Below are 18,610 nucleotides of genomic sequence, written 5' to 3'. Positions count from 1 at the left end.
CGGTTATCTTTTCCCTGAAAAAAAGCCAGAATAGATAATATTTAAGTATATTAGCCCTTTCAGTATTCTATGCCTTGAACTAATTTTGGTATCATGAACAAATTAAAACTACTTACTATCTGTACGTTTGTTTCCGGAGCCGTTTTTTCTCAGGAGTGGAAGCCGCAGGCGTGGCCGGTTTTGAAGCGATATGACCGGGATCATCTTTACCAGGTGGCATTGCCTTTGGGTGGAATCGGGACCGGAACTGTCTCTTTGGGGGGGCGGGGAGAGTTGCGGGATTGGGAGATTATGAATGTCCCTGGTAAAAAATATAGCACGGTGACGACCGGCAATAATGCGCCTTTCTTTGCGATTTATGCAAAACCGCAGGCGGGAGAGGCTATGACTACCCTGCTTGCGGGCCCTTTATACCCCCAGGAATATTTGCATTATGAGGGGAGGCCGGTGAACCATCACGGTATGCCGCGTTTTGCCGATGCTGCTTTCGAGGCGGCTTATCCGTTCGGACAGGTGCATCTTTCCGACCGGCAGTTGCCGGTGAAAGTGACGGTCAAAGGGTTCAACCCGTTCGTGCCGGGAGATGCGGATGCCAGTGGTTTGCCGGTTGCCGTATTGGCTTATGAGGTGACAAATACGACCGACCGGCCTTTGGAAGTAGCCGTCTGTGGCTCGATGCGCAATTTTATAGGGAAGGATGGCAGTAAGTTCCGGACAGACTGGAAAGGTGATTTCATTCCTGTAGGCGTAAAAGAGAATAGAAACCGGTTTCGTAAAAAGAACGGTTTGCAAGGCCTTTACCTGTATTCGGACGGAGTGGATAAAAATGATCCGGCCTATGGAACGGTGGCTCTGACAACTCAGGCGGTCGAAGGGGTGACTTTCCGGACTTCTTCGCGGGCGGATGACTGGAATAACGGTATTCTTAATTTCTGGGATGATTTCAGTGCCGACGGTGAACTGACCGAGCGGGACAGACAGGAGGATGAAGACCCGATGGCCTCGCTGGCAGTGAAGAAGACGATTGGACCTGGCAGTACGGAAACATTTACTTTCTACCTGACCTGGAATTTCCCGAACCGGAAAGCCTGGTCGGAAACGGTTGTCGGGAACTATTACAGCACTCAGTTCCCGGATGCTTGGAAAGCGGCAGAGACAATAGTACCCCGCATCCCGGAACTGGAAAAGCAGACGCTCTCTTTTGTGAATGCCTTTCTGAAATCGACTTATCCCGACGTTGTCAAAGAGGCTGCTTTGTTTAATCTGGCAACCTTGCGTTCGCAGACGGTCTTCCGTTTGCCCAGCGGACATTTGATGGGATGGGAAGGCGTGATGGATCGTTTTGGCTCTTGCGCCGGCAGTTGTACGCATGTTTGGAATTATGAGGTGGCGACTCCGTTCCTGTTCGGCGAATTGGCAAAGACGATGCGCGATGTGGAATTCAACCATGCGACGAAAGAAAACGGGCTGATGAATTTCCGGGCCTCCTTGCCCTTGTCGGAAGCTGCGAAAGGAAACTCGGCTGCGGCGGACGGCCAGATGGGGTGTGTCATGAAGATTTACCGGGATTGGCAACTGTCGGGAGACGAGGCCTTCCTGCAAAAGAATTGGGGGCAAGTCAAGAAAGTGCTTGCTTATGCCTGGATCGACAAAGGTTGGGACGGCAATCAGGACGGCGTTATGGAAGGTTCGCAGCATAACACGATGGATGTGAACTATTTCGGTCCGAATCCCCAAATGGGCTTCTGGTACATGGGGGCTTTGAAGGCGGCTGAGAAAATGGCTTTAGCCATGAAGGATAAGTCGTTTGCCAGGAAATGCAATACTTTGTTCCGGCAGGGAAGCGCCTGGATGGATACCAATCTGTTTAACGGGGAATATTATGAGCATAAGATAACCGATCCCGAAACATTTGAATATCTGGATATGCGGAATCCGGACGTGAAGCTCCCGCCGTTCCAGTTGGGAAAAGGTTGCCTGGTCGATCAGTTGGTCGGGCAGTATATGGCTCATATTTGCGGATTAGGTTATCTGGGGGATAAGGATCATATCCGTACGACATTGGGAAGCATCATGAAATATAATTATGTGGAGGATTTCAGCCGTCACTTTAATAATATGCGTTCGTATGTGATGGGCGATGAGTCCGGCTTGTTAATGGCCTCCTGGCCGAAAGGACGTCTGGAAGTTCCTTTCCCTTACTTTGCCGAAGTGATGACCGGCTTCGAATACTGTGCCGCTGCCGGTATGATATACGAAGGCATGGAAGATGAAGCCCTGACCTGCATCCGTGCGATTCGCGATCGTCATGACGGGGCGAAGCGTAATCCGTTCAGCGAGGCGGAGTGCGGACATCATTACGCCCGTTCGATGGCAAGTTGGGCGGCAGTAATCGCGTTGAGCGATTTCCGGTATTCGGGAGTGGATCGCCGGATGCATTTCACGGATCGGCCGGGATGTTATTTCTGGAGTAACGGTTATGCCTGGGGAACTTGTTCCGTTGCGGATAAAGTTGTCACCCTGGAAGTGCTGAAGGGATCTTTATTGTTGGATAAGTTAGTGATAGGCGACAAGGAAAAACGGTTGAAGAGGTTTTCACTTGAAGCAGGAGAGAAGCAAACAATAGACTTCCTTTAAATAGGATCGTAAAAAAAGAGCCAAGTACGCGTACCTGGCTCTTTTTTTATTTTATACAGCTATGGAAGTTTAGTTCTGCTCTTTCAAGATCACATCATGCGCACCGCCTTCCACGATACTGGTTGAAGAAACCAATGTGATTTTGGCGTTCTTCTGCAAATCGGGGATGGTGATAGCTCCGCAACTGCACATCGTGGCGATCATCTTGCCTAATGTCACGTTGAGGTTATCTTTCATCTTACCGGCATAGGGAACATAGCTGTCGACGCCTTCTTCGAATTTCAACGATTCGTTGCCGCCCATATCATAACGCTGCCAGTTCTTGGCACGGTTAGAACCTTCGCCCCAATATTCCTTTACGAAACTGTTACCGATCTTCATTTTCTTCGTAGGTGATTCGTCGAAACGGGCGAAATAACGTCCCATCATCAGGAAGTCCGCACCCATCGCCAAAGCAAGAACCATGTGATAGTCATGTACCAGGCCGCCGTCGCTGCAAATAGGCACATAGATACCCGTCTTCTGCATATATTCGTCGCGTGCCTGTGCTACGTCGATCAATGCGGTAGCCTGTCCGCGACCGATACCTTTCTGTTCACGGGTGATACAGATGGAACCGCCACCGATACCCACCTTGATGAAATCGGCTCCGGCTTCGACCAGATAGTCGAACCCTTCCTTGTCGACAACATTACCGGCTCCGACCAGCACCTTGTCGCCATACGTTTTCTTGATCCATTGCAGTGTTTCCTGCTGCCATTCGGAGTAGCCGTCGGACGAGTCGATACACAAAACATCGACACCTGCTTCAACCAGCGCAGGAACACGTTCCATATAGTCACGCGTATTGATTCCGGCGCCAACGAGCAACTTCTTATCGCTGCCGGACAGCTCTTTCGGATTGTCGCGGTGGCTGTCGTAGTCTTTGCGGAAGACGAAATATTGCAGGTTCTGTTCCTTGTCGATGATCGGCAACGTGTTCAGTTTGTGGTCCCAGATGATCTGATTGGCTTCGCTCAGCGTCATACCCAGTTCACCGACGATCAGTTTGGAGAACGGGGTCATGAATTCTTTCACTTTCTTGTCGGGGGAATCCTTTTCTGCACGATAGTCGCGGCTGGTCACCATTCCCAGCAATTTACCGTTAGGAGTACCGTCGTCCGTCACACCGATCGTGGAGTGTTCGGTGCGCTGTACCAGAGCGATTACATCTGCCAGCGTATTTTCGGGAGTCAGATTGGAGTCGCTGATTACGAATCCGGCTTTGAACTTCTTTACTCTCCGAACCATTTCGGCCTGGCTGTCGATAGGTTGCGAACCGAAGATAAAAGACAATCCTCCGTTGCGGGCCAGTTCGATGGCCAATTTGGGGCCGGACACAGATTGCATGATCGCTGAAACGAAAGGAATGTTTAGTTCGACCGCAGGCTTTTCACCTACTTTGTGTTTCACAAGCGGAGTTTTCAGCGAAACGTTGGTTGGCACACATTGTTTGGTGGTTAAACCGGGAATAAGCAAGTATTCACCGAATGTTCTTGATACATCGTTTAAGTAAACTGCCATAGTGTTTATATTTACTGGATGATTTTATTAGGGTACAAAAGTACTAAAAACTTTTCTTCCTTTCATAATGTTCTATAAACGTAATTAACAAAGGAGGATTATTTATGAAAACAGTAGTGGATAAAGCTAATACTCGCGGGTATGCAAATCATGGATGGCTGAAGACCCATCATACATTTAGTTTTGCCAATTACTACAACCCGAAGCGGGTGCATTTTGGCATGCTTCGCGTCCTGAATGACGACTCTGTCGCTCCGGGAGAAGGGTTCGATACACATCCACACAAGAATATGGAAGTAATCTCTATCCCGTTGAAGGGCTATCTGCGTCACGGTGACAGCATCCGGAACAGCGAAGTGATCACTCCGGGTGATATCCAGGTGATGAGTGCGGGTACGGGAATTTTCCATAGCGAGTTCAACGACAGCGGTGAAGAGCAGTTGGATTTCCTTCAGATCTGGGTGTTCCCGCGTGAGGAAAATACGGAACCTCATTATAAGAGCTATGATATCCGTCCCGTCCTGAAGAAGAATGAGTTGGGACTGATGATTGCGCCGGACGGTTCCGCCCCGGCTTCCATCAACCAGGATGCGTGGTTCTCGATGGGAACGTTGGATGCGGGACTGGTGAAGGAATACAAACTGCATAGCAAGAAGAACGGCGTTTACCTGTTTGTGATCGAAGGTGAAGTGGAGGTTGCCAACACAGTCCTTTCCAAACGTGACGGCGCGGGCTTCTGGGACACCGATAGCATTGCCATAGAGGTGCTGAAACACGCGACCGTGCTTTTGATGGAGGTTCCGATGGAGTGATCTCTGTCTTATGATTTTCTGTTTCGTACAGATAAAGATAAAAACAATTTGTCAAAATGCCAGATTTGCTATTCTTATATTCGTCTGTATGCTTCCCCTTGCCGGAATGATTACAATTGGGACAAGGAAATAGCATTAACCATTGCCATTTTGTTCACAGGATCGCCTGAATGCTTTTTTTCTGTTTTTGAAAAACCGAGATGATGTGGAAAAATGAATCGGAGTGTCGGTCGAAAGGATGGATTTCAGTCAAAACGTCAATCCTAAAATGTCTTCTCCATAGGGCTTGTGAGGTGTTAAAATAGCTTCAGGCGGTCTCCCATAAGCCTTTCTATTGCCTTTTTTCTCTCTGTTTTAGTTTGTCCGGCAAAATCATCTGAATGATTTTTGGGATTCATCCGAATGGCTTGTCTTAAAGATCCAAATGTTTGTGCCAAAACATTCAGATCATTTGAAAAATCATTTAGATGATTTGAAGGAAATGGTACAAAAACAAGTGATCTTTAGTCTAAAAAAAGAAAAGTTGGGATATACATGTTAGCTAATATGCTCAAAACAAATCAAATTGACAGTAAATGACCAGGGAAACCGCACCAAAATATATCCTTGCATAAATGATTCATTTCTGCCGATATCCGAAACATTCTTCCCGATCCGTTGCCCGTACATAAATAATATGTATATTTGTGGATAAGTAATAACTAATAAAACAGTAACTATGAAAAAGGAAGAGTCAGATCTGAAAATCATGGAAGAGATGGAAAGAAAAGAGTTGCAGGACAGGTATATTCGCTTCGACTGGGCCATCAAGCGTTTGTTGCGCCAGAAGGCTAATTTCGATGTGCTCGACGGTTTCCTGACCGTCATGCTGAACGAAGAAATCAAGATCGTCGAAATCCTCGAAAGCGAAGGCAACCAGGAAAGCGCCGATGACAAGTTCAACCGCGTCGACATCAAAGCCTTGAACAGCAAAGGCGAAATCATCCTCGTCGAGATACAGAACACACGCGAACTGCATTACTTGGAACGCATCCTCTACGGCGTCGCCAAAGCTATCACCGAACATATCTCCATAGGTGAAGGCTACGAGAAAATCAAGAAAGTCTACTCCATCAGCATCCTTTATTTCGACATCGGCATCGGGACGGACTATATCTATCACGGGCAGAACCATTTCATCGGCGTGCATACGGGCGACCACCTGCGTGTCAACACGCGCGAACGCGATGTCCTCGTCTCTCGCCTTCCCGCCGAAATCTTCCCCGAATATATCTTAGTCCGTGTAAACGAGTTCGACAAAGTAGCTCTCACCCCTTTGGACGAATGGATCGAATACCTGAAAGACGGCACGATCCGTCCGGACACGACCGCACCGGGCCTGAAGGAAGCCCGCGAGAAGTTAAAATATTACTCGATGTCGCCCCAGGAACGCCTTATCTACGATCGCCATCTCGACGCCATCATGATCCAAAACGACGTGATCGACACGGCCAAATGGGAAGGGAGAATAGAAGGCAAAGCGGAAGGAATCGCTGAAGGAAAAGCCATAGGCCTTGCTGAAGGTGAGGCGAAAGGAAAAGCCGAAGGCATGCGCCAAGTCGCTGCCAGAATGAAAGATACGGGTGTAGACGTTGCTACCATAGCAAAGTGCACCGGCTTAAGCGAAGAAATAATCCGGTCTTTATAAGGAAGGCTATATTCGTTTCTCTTTATTGGTACGGGTAAGGTTCGGATATAAGAAAAACTGAACCTATATTTTAGGCACGGATTTCACGGATTACACGGTTTAAATATGTTTTGAAAAAAACTTCTTGCCGTGTAATCCGTGAAATCCGTGCCTAAAATTGATTCAAATCTGCCAGAATATGAGTCTGATAGACGCTAATATAATTTTGACGCGGATTTCGCGAATAACGCGATAAGAAATATGTATCAGGTGTTTAATCCGCGTTATCCGCGAAATCCGCGTCAAAAAATCCTGTTTATTTATTTTAATCTACGTCTATCAGACTCAAAGCTCTTATGTGAAGTTGTTCCTATAGATGCCTGTCGCTTCCCGAAAAGACAGGCATCGGTTGCCGGATAGATGCCTACCTTTTTCCTGCTACCCTATAGGCTTTTCCCGGACAGGCTAAAGGCTGTATTTTTTAGCCTATAACCTATATTTTATGGGACAGGAGCCAATCCAAGCCCTTATATGACAAAACTAAAAAACAGGGTTCACGGCGGTAAAAGACTAATGGCCAGTAATTTGTTGTGAAGGCTGTGAAACCGGATTACGATCAGCCAATCCTATCGATCGATCCCGCCTTTTTTTATCTTGCATTCACAGGGTTCACAGCAACATGCTGATCTACAGAGTCATCCGAATAGTGTGAACCCTAATTAAATAAAACAACCTGGGGGGATTTAGAGGATAATCTAAGAATATTTGAACCTGTAAATGATGATTTAACTACCTTGTTCCCGCGCTTGACGCGGGATCGCAAAAGAACAGACCTTATCGATCGATATTTATATGGCCGGTCCTAATGCGATCCCGCGTCAAGCGCGGGAACAGGGATCACACCGACAAATCTTCATTTAGCGGTTCAAATACTGCCAGAAGTGAAACATTTATACAAGGAAATATTTTGGTGCGGCTCTGGTAAATGACAGAAGTTTGCGAGAGGTCAATTTATGTTTGTACTTCACACCGAGTTCTTGGAGAACTACGGCTTTTCATATAACGCACAAAGCACCATAAATAAATAATTATCAAAAACACATTCAAATATCTTAATATAAGATGCTCCTTCTTTTAACAACATCTTATATTGGTTGTAAAACTAAACAAAAAATATCAATTTCAAACAAAAAATATTATAATACTAAGATGTTCTATAGTGAGGAATTGAATAATATATTGATAAATAGCTATTTACTTCATTGAGAAAAATAATAAAACAAATATCCGTAGGTTGACACCTTTCCGTAATTTAATGAGAATAACCTCAAAAAGGCCGTAGTTCTCCAAGAACTATAGTCTTTTTTGATAGAAGAAGTTTATTAGAAAATTATATGGACAATTTAAATCTGTAGGCCTATGACGTAAAATGTGAAATTTTTTAAATGAGGCATCTTTGCCTCGGTATTGATCTGATAAAGATTATGGCTTAAATCTATTTATTATTAACCTTCTTATAATAATACAAGAAAATGCAACAAAAACAGAATTGTGACCATCCTCTAAGAAGGAAAGGTTCAATATCTCGAATATCGAAAGTCACTTGCGGATTGCTCTTTTGTTTGACGACTGGAGTATTTGCGACCGGTGAGAATGTAGAATTGTTAACCTCGAATCGGATTGAGAATACTGTGACGAACCAAGTCGGGAGGACTATAACGATTATGGTTCAGGATGAAATGGGACCGGTAGCAGGAGCTAATGTTGTCGTGAAAGGAACTACAAACGGAAATATCTCGGACATGGACGGGAAAGTCGTTTTGCAGAATGTTCCCAATAACTCGACTTTAGTGATTTCCTTTATCGGTTATATAACCCAGGAAGTGAAAGTAAACAATCAGGCGACTATTCATGTGAAGCTGGTTGAAGACGCCAAAGCATTGGAAGAAGTCGTGGTGATCGGTTACGGCTCTTTGGACAAGAAGCAGGTGACCAGTGCAATCACCTCGTTGAAAGCCGATGACTTGATGGTCGGTGTGAGCGGGGCGGATATCTCGACCTCCCTACAAGGTAAGATCGGAGGTCTGGTGATGTATAACTTGGGTAGCGCCAATGCTGGAACGACTTTCCAGTTGCGTGGTATGACCTCTATCAAATCAGGAAAAGAACCTCTCGTCGTGATCGACGGCTTTCCCGGTGGCGATATTCGTTCGCTGACGCAAGATGATATCAAGTCTATCGATGTTTTGAAAGACGGTTCAGCCGGTGCTATTTACGGTACTCGTGCGGCTGCCGGCGTAATCTTGATCACGACCAAAAGCGGTTCGGACACGAATGGAAAAGTGAAACTGACGTATAGCAACGAGTTCACGAAGAAGCAGAACTACAATGCTCCGGAGATGTTGTCCGGACGCGAATATGCTGAACATAATATCGGTACGGATTACGGTTCCGACACAAACTGGTGGGACGAGATGATCAATAAGGATAACTTCTCGCAAAAACATCACTTGGCATTGGAAATGGGTACGGAAAAGGCGCAAGTCTATACCTCTTTCTTTTATGAAAAGAACCAGGGTATCGCTTTGCAGGACGAACGCCAGGATTATGGAGGACGCGTGAATGCCTCTTTCAAGTTATTCGACGACTGGTTGGAAGTGCGTCCGGCCGTAGATTACCGCCAAGCTGCCCGTAACAACCACTTTCCCAATTTCCAGCAGGCCATGCGTAACAATCCGACCCGCTCGCCGTACGACCCGGAGAGCGAGTCCGGTTATAATGTCTGGCTTAACGAATCGTTGGACTATAACGTTGTGGCGGATGTCATGCTGGAAGATTTCTACGGGTTGGATAAATGGTTCAAGCCGGAAGTAAACTTGAAATTGAATATCAAGCCCATTCCGGGTTTGAACTATCAGCAGGTTGTTGGGTTTGAAAACCGACAATGGGAAGAACATAAATATTGGCCCCGTACACATCGTGGGGAATTGGATAATTCCCGTAAGGGACATGCTTATTTGGCTTTCGATAAACAAGAGAGACTGACTTCGGAAGGATATTTTTCTTATGTTACCGAATTGAAAGGCGGACATAGCCTGAATATGACTGCCGGTTATTCTTATTTTGAATATAACCGGGAAAAATTCAATATGGACAACTACGACTTTTCTGTCGATGGTATCAAGTATTGGGATATAGGCAAGGGTAGTTATCTGTCTGATGGCAAAGCCGGCATGAGCTCAGAAAAATTCGTTACGGAACGTTTGTTCTCCCTTTTTGCCCGTGCCAATTATTCTTATCAAGATAGATACATGCTTTCCGCTTCTATCCGTCATGAGGGTTCTTCCAAGTTTGCGGCCGACAACCGCTGGGCGAACTTCTGGTCTGCAACGGCCGGTTGGCGTATCTCGAACGAAGAGTTTATGAAAGATTTCGAATGGCTGGACGACTTGAAGGTTCGTTTCGGTTATGGTGTGACCGGTAATAACGATTTTAGTTCGACGTATATGGCTAATATGTTAGCTTCCGATACGAACTGGATGTTGCCGGACGGAACATGGGCGTATTCGTACGGGAAATCGCAAAATGTCAATCCGAATTTAGGATGGGAAGAAAAGAAGGAATGGAACTTGGGGGCCGATTATTCTTTCTTTAACGGTCGTCTGTATGGCAAGTTTGACTACTACCGTCGTAAGGTGGACAACCTGCTGTTTGAAGTAAAAGTGCCGCAACCGCCTTATACGCAAGGGACTCAAATGCAAAACATCGGTAGCATGGAAAGTAAAGGTTGGGAATTTGAAGTCGGAGGCGACATTATCCGTACGAAAGATTTCACTTGGTCTTCCAATATGAACCTGAGCCATAATAAAGGAAAGATCCTGACTTTGGAAGGCGATAACTCGTATCATAACGGCAATGGTTTCGTGGCTCCGGGTACTCCGGGCGATGCCGCCCGTATGGAAGCAGGATCGACAATCGGTTCTTTCTATATTTGGAAGTTTGCCGGTTTTGACGATGAAGGCAGTTTCTTGCTCTATAACAAGGACGGTGAAGTGATTCCGGCTGCACAGAAAACGGAAAACGACAAGCAATATATTGGCAACTATACTCCGAAACTGATTATCGGATGGAGTCATACATTGACGTACAAGAACTTCGATTTAGGCATCAACCTGCGTAGCTGGATCGATTTCGACGTATATAATACGATTAATATGTATTATGGCATCCAGGGACAGGGAAACCTGAACGTCCTGAAAGACGCTTACGGCAAGTTCAACCATATCAAAGGTGAAAAGCAGGTCTGCGATTACTATCTGGAAGATGGAACATTCCTGAAGATCGATGCGATCACGTTAGGTTATACGCTCCCGATGAAGAAATATACGAACAATTTGATCGACCGTATCCGTATTTACGGTACAGTCGGAAACGTATGTACAATCACCGGCTATAGCGGTATGAATCCGGAAGTCAATATCACCGGTTGGGATCAAGGCACGGAAAAATTCTGGGATACGGAACGTTTCTATCCGGTCACCCGTACTTGGACGTTAGGTATGCAGTTTAACTTCTAATACAAGATTGTAAGATGAAAAAGAAAAATATATTCCAATTATTTTTATCCGGAGTGATCTGCCTGCTATGCACTACTTCCTGTAGTGTCGAACCAGATTTTTATTCGCAGGTGGTCCCGGAAACGTTCTATAGCTCACAAGATGCCGTATGGCAACGTTTCAACCGTCCGTTCACACACTGGCGCTGGTATATCGCCCATGATAATCCCCGGTGGGCGTTGCAAGAGTTGGGAACCGATGAGTATTGTCTGCCGACACGTGGTAGCGACTGGTATGACGGGGCGAACTATCAAAAGTTCCACCATCATGAATATACGGAAGATATGACACGCGTAGAAACCGGTTGGACCAACTTCGCGATGGGTGTCGCTTTGTCTTGGGATGCGTTGGAAGATTTGGAAAATGTGGATTTTGACGCGCTTGGTTTTCCTGAGGGCACACGCGAATCCATGTTGAACCAGCAACGTACGTTGGCAGCTTCGTTCTATATAGACGGTTTGGATTTCTTCGGAGGAGTACCTCTCTACACAACTACCCAGAGCGAGGTGAAAGGACGTTCGACCGATGTCGAGACATTCAACTTCATCGACTCCTTATTGAAGATTGCCGTTCCCAACCTTCCGGTCAAGGAGACATTGGGCGCGATGGAAACCGGTTCGATCAACCGTGCTGCCGGAGCAGCTTTGCAGGCTCGCTTGTATTTCAATGCCAAGTCTTATATCGGCAAGGAAATGTTTACGGAAGCAGCCCAGATTTGTCAGGATATTATCGATGGCAAATATGGCCAGTATGCTTTGGAATCGGATTGGACGAATATTTTCGGATTCGACAACGAACGTTGTCCTGAAATTATCTGGTCCGTACCGAGCCAGAATGCAAAGACGGAAACGGATGCCATGTATTGGGGATGGCAGGTCCCTTACAACTATAAGAATTATTTGGGAGGGTTGGAAGGTTCCGGTTCGGATAACGGTATCGGTTTGATTCCGAGTCTGGACCCGACCGGCAAACGCTATCCGTATAAGTTGGGTGGAGCATATGCGAAGTTCAACGATAAAGATATCCGTAAACAGCCGTATGTATATGAAGGCAACGGCAAATACCGCGGTATGTTTATCGTCGGCAAATTAGTGAATCCGTTGAATCCGGAATGGGTTTGTACGGGCACGCGTGAGTATGCCGGTGAGGTCATCACGGTTGTCGACCAAGTGGCTTATTTTGCAAAAGTGGGGAAAGATCCCCAGTATCCGGATCTGGCATCCTTGCCTTCCACGATTGCAACGGCAGAAGAAAACTCTTGTGTGCGTGTGACGAAACGCAGTCCGCGTCCTACCCAGGAAGAGTTTAAACGTAAGGGCGATCCCGACTGTCCTGTTATCCGTTTGGCCGAGATCTATTATATGCTGGCCGAATGCAAGATGCGTGCCGGTGACAAGCAGGGAGCTGCCGATCTGATCAATACGGTTCGTAAACGTTACTTCGAAGACGGAGTCGATCCTGATCCGGTAACGGTTGCTAATCTGGACAAATACCGTATGTTGGACGAATGGCAGTTGGAATTCCTGGCCGAAGGACGCCGCCGTACGGACCTGGTTCGTTGGGATGCCTACGTGACGGAAGACTGGTGGGATCATAAGGCGACGAATAATCCGAATTTCAACCGTTTCCCGATCCATTACAGTCTGATCGGTGCAAATAACCTGTTAGAGCAGAATCCGGGTTATGGCAGTAAGTAGAAAGTATAAATTCGCTCTTTAGACCAAGGGAGGAGAGTGTGTCATAATCCTTTTTGACATACTCTCTTCTTTTGTTTTATTTCTTTATTAACGAAAGCAATAGGATAATGAAAGGGAGGACGCTTGTATTCTGGCTGCTCGTGTTTGTCGGGCTTTGGGTTTTCTTTTGGTCGTTCGGTACTTCCACGTTCCAGCGGCAGGAAGAAGTGCAGTTGTTTATTCCTGAATGGAAGGTTATCCGCGATATGCTGTCTGTCCCCGGCGGTTTTTGTGCGGTAGCCGGACAGGCTTTGGTTCAATATTATGCCTCTTCCCTGTTTGTGTTGTTGGTCAACAGTGCTTTTTTGTGTGCAACCGGCTTCTTGTGTTATCTGCTTTTGCAGGAAATTACGGCGCGCGGATATAACGGGCTGCTTGCCTTGTTTCCTGTTTTAGGATTGTTGAAAGCCCATACCAGCCCTTTTTATGTGTTGGACGGAACGGTCGGGCTTTTCCTGCTCCTGCTGTTTTCTTATTTTTTTATCCGCATCCGGCGGACGGCGGTGCAATTGCTTTATGGTTTGGCAAGCGTGGTTCTTCTCTATGGTTTGGCCGGCCAGTTGGCGGCGCTTTACGGCTTGGTCGTGGTTTTTATGAGTCTTTTGTGCGAGAGGAGGAGGAAGAAATGGCATGCTTCGCTTGCCGTGTGTTTGACAGGGTTGTTTTTGGCCTATATCGGCATTCGTTTGGCTATCGGCATTCCGTTGACAGACGGGATTTACTCCGAAAGGTATCAGGAATCTCAGTTGCAGCCGGATTCTTATATGTATTATGTCTGGATTCGTTTTGTCATCTTGCTTTTGGTTCTGTTTGTAACGGCCTTCGCTATGAAAGTTCTTCCCTGGGGAAAGCGCCCGGTAAAAATACTTGTTGCAGGCGGCTTGCTCATTGTCCTTTTTTGCTTTTCCGCCTTTTGCCTGCCCGGAGCGTATGAAGTGCGGAATAACCGGATGAACGAGTTGTCCCTTTTAGCGCAAAGGAACGAGTGGGACACGATTATCCATGAACATCCGGAGAAGGGGACGACGGATTATGTCAGCCTTAACTATTTGAATATGGCATTGGCCCGGAAAGGCGTTTTGGGCGACCGGTTGTTCCATTATGACCAGAAGGGGCCGCAAGGCCTTTTGGTTTCCTGGGACCGGACTTATTATATGAGCTGCCTCTTGAGCGATATCCATTATATGATCGGGGATATCAGCCTTTCGGAAGGATACGCGATGGAAGGGCTGACACTTGCCAAGCGGGGAGGAAGCCCCCGTATGCTTCAACGGTTGGTCTGGATTAGCCTGATACGGAGAGATTTTGCTTTGGCTGATAAGTATCTGGGCATCCTCCGCCGGTTACCCGGTTATCGCCGATGGGCGGAAAAATATGCCGGTTATGTTCGTCACCCCGAAAGGATAGGGCAGGATGAAGAGCTTGCCTTGAAGACAATGCCGGCCTTTCAGCCGGACAATTTGCTTTGCCTGATCGACATCGACAGCCTTTGGGCGGGGCATCTTTCGGAACCTGGCGTGAACCGGGTTGCATGGGAATATTTGGGTTGTTCCTATCTGTTGGCAAAGGAAATGGAGAAGTTCGGGACATTCCTGTTGCATGCCGGCACATTTTCACAAGAGCGCCCCCTTCCTGTTCATTTCCAGGAGGCGGCATTGGTTTTGGCGGTCGGGGATCTCTCTGTTCTTGACAAAATATCCGTCCGGCCTGAGATAGTGGAGCGGTATAAACAATTCCGGGAGGATATTCCGAAGATCAAGAATAGCAGTGACGGGCTTCCCTGGCTCTACCGGCAGTATGGAGATACTTTCTGGTTCTATTATTATTGTAAAAAGTTGAATGGATAGCCTATGAATTACATCTATTTATGGCTTTGTATGGTTTTCTTTTTGTCTTGCAACAATCTGTTGCCCGATGCGGAGAAAGCGGAAGGAGAAATCGAAATTTTTCCCGATTATAAAGAGGTCGCGATCCCCTGCAATATCGCCCCGCTGAACTTCAAGCTGAAAGAACCTTGCAAAGCAATCGCGCTCTTATCCGGCAAGGATCGGCAAGAAGTACGCGTGGATTCGGATAACGGTTCTTTCCAAATCCCGGAGAAGAAATGGCGTCGCTTGTTGGACGCATCGGCAGGCGGGAATCTTTCGGTCGGGATTTATATCTGCAAAGATGGCAAATGGTTTCGATATCCTCCTTTTTCCATCCGGGTTGTCAAAGATGAAATCGATCCCTATTTGGTCTATCGCCGTATCGCGCCCGGCTACCGCATGTGGAACAGGATGGGGATTTACCAGCGTTGTCTGGAGGATTTTACGGAAGAAACATTTCTTGACAATAAGTCGACGAACAATAATTGCATGAATTGCCATTCCTTCTGCATGCAGAATCCGGACAGGATGCTTTTTCACCAACGCGGGATTCACGCCGGGACATATATACTGGCAGACGGCCATATCGAAAAGTTAGATACGAAGACTGAACGGACTATTTCCGCCTTAGTCTATCCCGCCTGGCATCCGTCAGGGCGGTATGTCGCATTCTCGACAAACGATACGAAGCAAGATTTCCACCTTTCGGATGCAAACCGGGTGGAGGTGTTCGACAACCGATCGGATGTCGTGGTCTATGACGTGGAGAGACACGAAATCGTAACGGTCCCCCTCTTGTCTTCGGAAGGGAATATGGAGACCTTTCCGGCATTCTCTCCGGACGGCAGGCGGTTGTACTTTTGTTCCGCCCCGGCAAAGCTGATGCCTGAGTCGTACCGGGAAATCCGCTACAACCTGCAAAGCATAGCTTTCGATCCTGAAAACCATCGTTTCGGACAAGCAATAGATACGCTTTACAACGCGGAGGAAGAAGGACGAAGCGCAAAGTTCCCGCGCGTATCGCCAGATGGCCGTTTCCTGATGTACACGGTTTCGGACTATGGCAATTTCTCCATCTGGCACAAAGATGCGGATTTGCGGTTGTTGGATCTGCTGACGCACAAAACGGATTCCCTCCTCCAAGTGAACAGCGACGATTCCGAAAGCTATCATTCCTGGAGCAGCAACAGCCGGTGGTTCGTTTTCAGCAGCCGCCGGGACGACGGGCTTTATACGCGCCCTTATATTTGTTATCTGGATGCGAATGGTGTTCCCGGAAAGCCTTTCCTGTTGCCGCAAAAAGAAACGGATTATTATGAACGCTCTCTCTTCTCTTTCAATATCCCCGAACTCATTTACGGAAAAATCAAGGTGGAAACTTCTAATTTGATCGATATTAGTAAATACGGGGAGGCGATGCGGTTAAAATAATGAAAGTTCATGGACAAAGCTATGCTTTACGTTATCCAAAGCATAGCTTTATCTCTCCTAACCCTATGGGTTACGGTTCACCGGGTAGATCTATGGTTTTATTCCTTATCCGTTAAGAAATCGATCATTTGAAGAATGGCCCGTGAGCAAGCCGGGCAGAACGGAGCATAATCGCGCATCATACAATGATCCATCGGTCGATAAATGCCTTTGGACAGGTAACCGCCTCCTTCGAACACGCCGGCTTTGTCCTTATGCTCGGCATCGAGCGGGGTAGGAATAGGTGTGCCCGCGGGCAACAAGTCTTTCCACTTGCTGTCGAAATCGACCAAAGTCGTGATATTCGGCTCCCACGGTTCGTATTTCAGGTTATAAAAATCCTGGTAGGCGACTTCAGAAGAGAAATATTCGTCTGCCAGACCGGCGAAACTATGCCCGAACTCATGCGTGAAGACAACCGGTGTCCGCGGATTGTCGGCTGTCCCGCAAGCATAGAAATTATACATGCCGCCACCGCCGTACATATCAGTGTTTATCAACAGGAATATGGCGTCGCAAGGAACGTTCCAGACGGCATCGCGTATCGATTTCATATCCGGCGTTGTCAGATAACGGTCCACGCCGAATGTATAATAACCGGAATTGAGGGCTGTATTCTTGAAAACACCTTTGCCCGAAACATCCGTACCCGATTCTTCGGACACAAGGCAGACAGCCCATATATTGAAGTCATTCCGGCGTGTCGTATAGGGAGGAGTAGCGAACAGGGCTTCCGTAAAACGTTTGGCATCGGATATGAATTTATCCTGCTCGTCCTCCGTATATCCTTCAGCAATGAAAACAAGATCGACTTTTTCAGCCGGATCGCCGCTTTTCTGTATCTGGTACACCTTATTGTCCTTCAGTTTGCCCCGGTCGATGAAGATGCTTTTGGGATCGACCTCCTGTTTCAGCAATGGATGGAATTGCATATCCGCCTTATCGCGTGCCGTGATCTCGACATAAACAGGTTCTTTCGGGAAAGGAATGGAAGCGCTGTTTGTCCATGACTGTGTCTCGGTCTTGGCCTGTTCCGTCGAGCGCCATTCTTCGAACAATGTATTGAAACCGCGTGAATAGATCAGTTTATCCGTAGCCTTGTCATATACATTAATATAATAGCCGCCGTAATTGAACTTGTCTATCAGGTTTTTTACAGGACCGCCCCATACAGGCTCTTCGCGCAATTGTTGGATAGCAGCCGATTGCGACTTTAGGTTACCGCTCAAGGCGAAATCTACCCGGAGACTTTTCTTCTCAAAGAACTGGTCGAAGTCAATCTGTGCAAATGCAGGGAAGTTGCAGAGAATGGCAAGAAGCAAAAGAGAAATCTTAGTTTTCATATTAGCATGCATTATTATGTGTAATTCTTACTCGCAAATATAAGACTTTTTATAGATTTCTTGTTCGATATCGTTTAAATATAATGCTATCCTGCGGTTGGATGTCGAGCCTATTTCAGATAAATGCAAGAGGATAAAGGAGGGAAAGAATAAACAGCGACAGCCGGCTGTTCTCCAAAAAACGATCTGGTGACCAAAACAGAATATACCAAACGAACGGCCAACTGTCTACTGTTCTCAAACAGATAATAACTTAATGTCTGCTCAGATAGCCGGAAACGCCTTCATTGGTCGCTTTCATGGCGTCTTTTCCTTTAGACCAGTTTGCCGGACATACTTCGCCGAACTCTTCGAAATGTTGCAATGCGTCAACCATACGGATCGCCTCGTCGACGTTACGTCCCAACGGCAGGTCGTTGATTACATAATGGCGGATCTTTCCCTTCTTATCGATCAGGAACAGGCCGCGATAAGCAACGGGAGCGCCCGTGGCTACCACTTCGCCTTCTTCGTTGGTCAGGTAATCGGCTGCCAGTACTCCGTAGTTTTCTGCGATTGTTTTCGAAAAATCTGCAACAATTGGATACTTGACGCCATGTATTCCACCTTTGTTTTTATCCTGGCTCAACCAGGCGAAATGTGAATATTCGGAATCGACTGAGCATCCTACTACGGCTACGTTACGTTTTTCAAATTCATTCAGCTTTTCCTGGAAGGCATGCAGTTCTGTCGGACAGACAAACGTAAAGTCCATCGGGTAGAAGAAAAGCACGACATACTTTTTCCCTAAATATTGATCCAGAGAGAAATCTTCGACAATCTGGTTGCCATTGATTACAGCCGGGGCATGGAACTCCGGCGCTTTTTTACCAATTAATGCTTTCATATTGCTACTAAGT

10 protein-coding genes are annotated in these 18,610 nt (G+C 46.8%); 7 read left to right on the top strand and 3 right to left on the bottom strand.

Annotated features, from left to right (window positions below; genetic code table 11):
* Positions 1–93: 93 nt before the first annotated feature.
* A complete protein-coding gene (locus tag H8S65_RS02175; RefSeq protein ID WP_186928322.1) occupies positions 94–2,637 on the top strand; it encodes a GH116 family glycosyl-hydrolase in 2,544 nt (847 codons plus the stop codon).
* Between the two features lie 69 nt (positions 2,638–2,706).
* Here H8S65_RS02175 and H8S65_RS02170 read toward each other — a convergent pair whose 3' ends face one another.
* Positions 2,707–4,200, bottom strand: coding sequence for an IMP dehydrogenase (locus H8S65_RS02170; protein ID WP_186928321.1), 1,494 nt, complete (start codon positions 4,198–4,200; stop codon positions 2,707–2,709).
* Between the two features lie 104 nt (positions 4,201–4,304).
* Here H8S65_RS02170 and H8S65_RS02165 point away from each other — a divergent pair, with 104 nt between their 5' ends.
* The 6 genes from H8S65_RS02165 to H8S65_RS02135 all read left to right on the top strand — a co-directional run bounded on the left by H8S65_RS02165 (position 4,305) and on the right by H8S65_RS02135 (position 16,329).
* Entirely contained in the window at positions 4,305–5,012 is a 708-nt protein-coding gene (locus H8S65_RS02165) for a pirin family protein (protein ID WP_186928320.1), read from the top strand.
* A gap of 718 nt (positions 5,013–5,730) precedes the next feature.
* Positions 5,731–6,699 (top strand): Rpn family recombination-promoting nuclease/putative transposase, encoded by a 969-nt coding sequence (locus tag H8S65_RS02155; protein WP_186928318.1) that lies wholly within the window; start codon positions 5,731–5,733, stop codon positions 6,697–6,699.
* Between the two features lie 1,511 nt (positions 6,700–8,210).
* On the top strand, positions 8,211–11,255 hold the full coding sequence (locus H8S65_RS02150) for a SusC/RagA family TonB-linked outer membrane protein (protein ID WP_186928317.1): 3,045 nt from the start codon (positions 8,211–8,213) through the stop codon (positions 11,253–11,255).
* A gap of 14 nt (positions 11,256–11,269) precedes the next feature.
* Positions 11,270–12,991, top strand: coding sequence for a RagB/SusD family nutrient uptake outer membrane protein (locus tag H8S65_RS02145; RefSeq protein ID WP_186928316.1), 1,722 nt, complete (start codon positions 11,270–11,272; stop codon positions 12,989–12,991).
* A gap of 107 nt (positions 12,992–13,098) precedes the next feature.
* Entirely contained in the window at positions 13,099–14,877 is a 1,779-nt protein-coding gene (locus H8S65_RS02140; RefSeq protein ID WP_186928315.1) for a DUF6057 family protein, read from the top strand.
* A 3-nt stretch (positions 14,878–14,880) separates the two neighbouring features.
* Positions 14,881–16,329, top strand: a complete 1,449-nt coding sequence (locus H8S65_RS02135) for a TolB family protein (protein WP_186928314.1) — start codon at positions 14,881–14,883, stop codon at positions 16,327–16,329.
* A 98-nt stretch (positions 16,330–16,427) separates the two neighbouring features.
* On the opposite strand, the gene H8S65_RS02130 is transcribed toward H8S65_RS02135, so the two are convergent.
* Entirely contained in the window at positions 16,428–17,711 is a 1,284-nt protein-coding gene (locus H8S65_RS02130; protein WP_186928313.1) for a M64 family metallopeptidase, read from the bottom strand.
* Between the two features lie 253 nt (positions 17,712–17,964).
* Positions 17,965–18,597, bottom strand: a complete 633-nt coding sequence (locus H8S65_RS02125; RefSeq protein WP_186928312.1) for a peroxiredoxin — start codon at positions 18,595–18,597, stop codon at positions 17,965–17,967.
* Between the last annotated feature and the right edge of the window lie 13 nt (positions 18,598–18,610).

The sequence above is a fragment of the Parabacteroides hominis genome (assembly GCF_014287585.1).
In the GTDB taxonomy this organism is placed as follows: Bacteria; Bacteroidota; Bacteroidia; order Bacteroidales; family Tannerellaceae; genus Parabacteroides; species Parabacteroides hominis.
This window is presented reverse-complemented; position numbering and strand designations above follow the sequence as displayed.

Coding starts and splice junctions, on each gene's coding strand:
- H8S65_RS02175 (WP_186928322.1), top strand. CDS start 94: ATGAACAAATTAAAACTACTTACTATCTGTACGTTTGTTTCCGGAGCC.
- H8S65_RS02170 (WP_186928321.1), bottom strand. CDS start 4,200: ATGGCAGTTTACTTAAACGATGTATCAAGAACATTCGGTGAATACTTG.
- H8S65_RS02165 (WP_186928320.1), top strand. CDS start 4,305: ATGAAAACAGTAGTGGATAAAGCTAATACTCGCGGGTATGCAAATCAT.
- H8S65_RS02155 (WP_186928318.1), top strand. CDS start 5,731: ATGAAAAAGGAAGAGTCAGATCTGAAAATCATGGAAGAGATGGAAAGA.
- H8S65_RS02150 (WP_186928317.1), top strand. CDS start 8,211: ATGCAACAAAAACAGAATTGTGACCATCCTCTAAGAAGGAAAGGTTCA.
- H8S65_RS02145 (WP_186928316.1), top strand. CDS start 11,270: ATGAAAAAGAAAAATATATTCCAATTATTTTTATCCGGAGTGATCTGC.
- H8S65_RS02140 (WP_186928315.1), top strand. CDS start 13,099: ATGAAAGGGAGGACGCTTGTATTCTGGCTGCTCGTGTTTGTCGGGCTT.
- H8S65_RS02135 (WP_186928314.1), top strand. CDS start 14,881: ATGAATTACATCTATTTATGGCTTTGTATGGTTTTCTTTTTGTCTTGC.
- H8S65_RS02130 (WP_186928313.1), bottom strand. CDS start 17,711: ATGAAAACTAAGATTTCTCTTTTGCTTCTTGCCATTCTCTGCAACTTC.
- H8S65_RS02125 (WP_186928312.1), bottom strand. CDS start 18,597: ATGAAAGCATTAATTGGTAAAAAAGCGCCGGAGTTCCATGCCCCGGCT.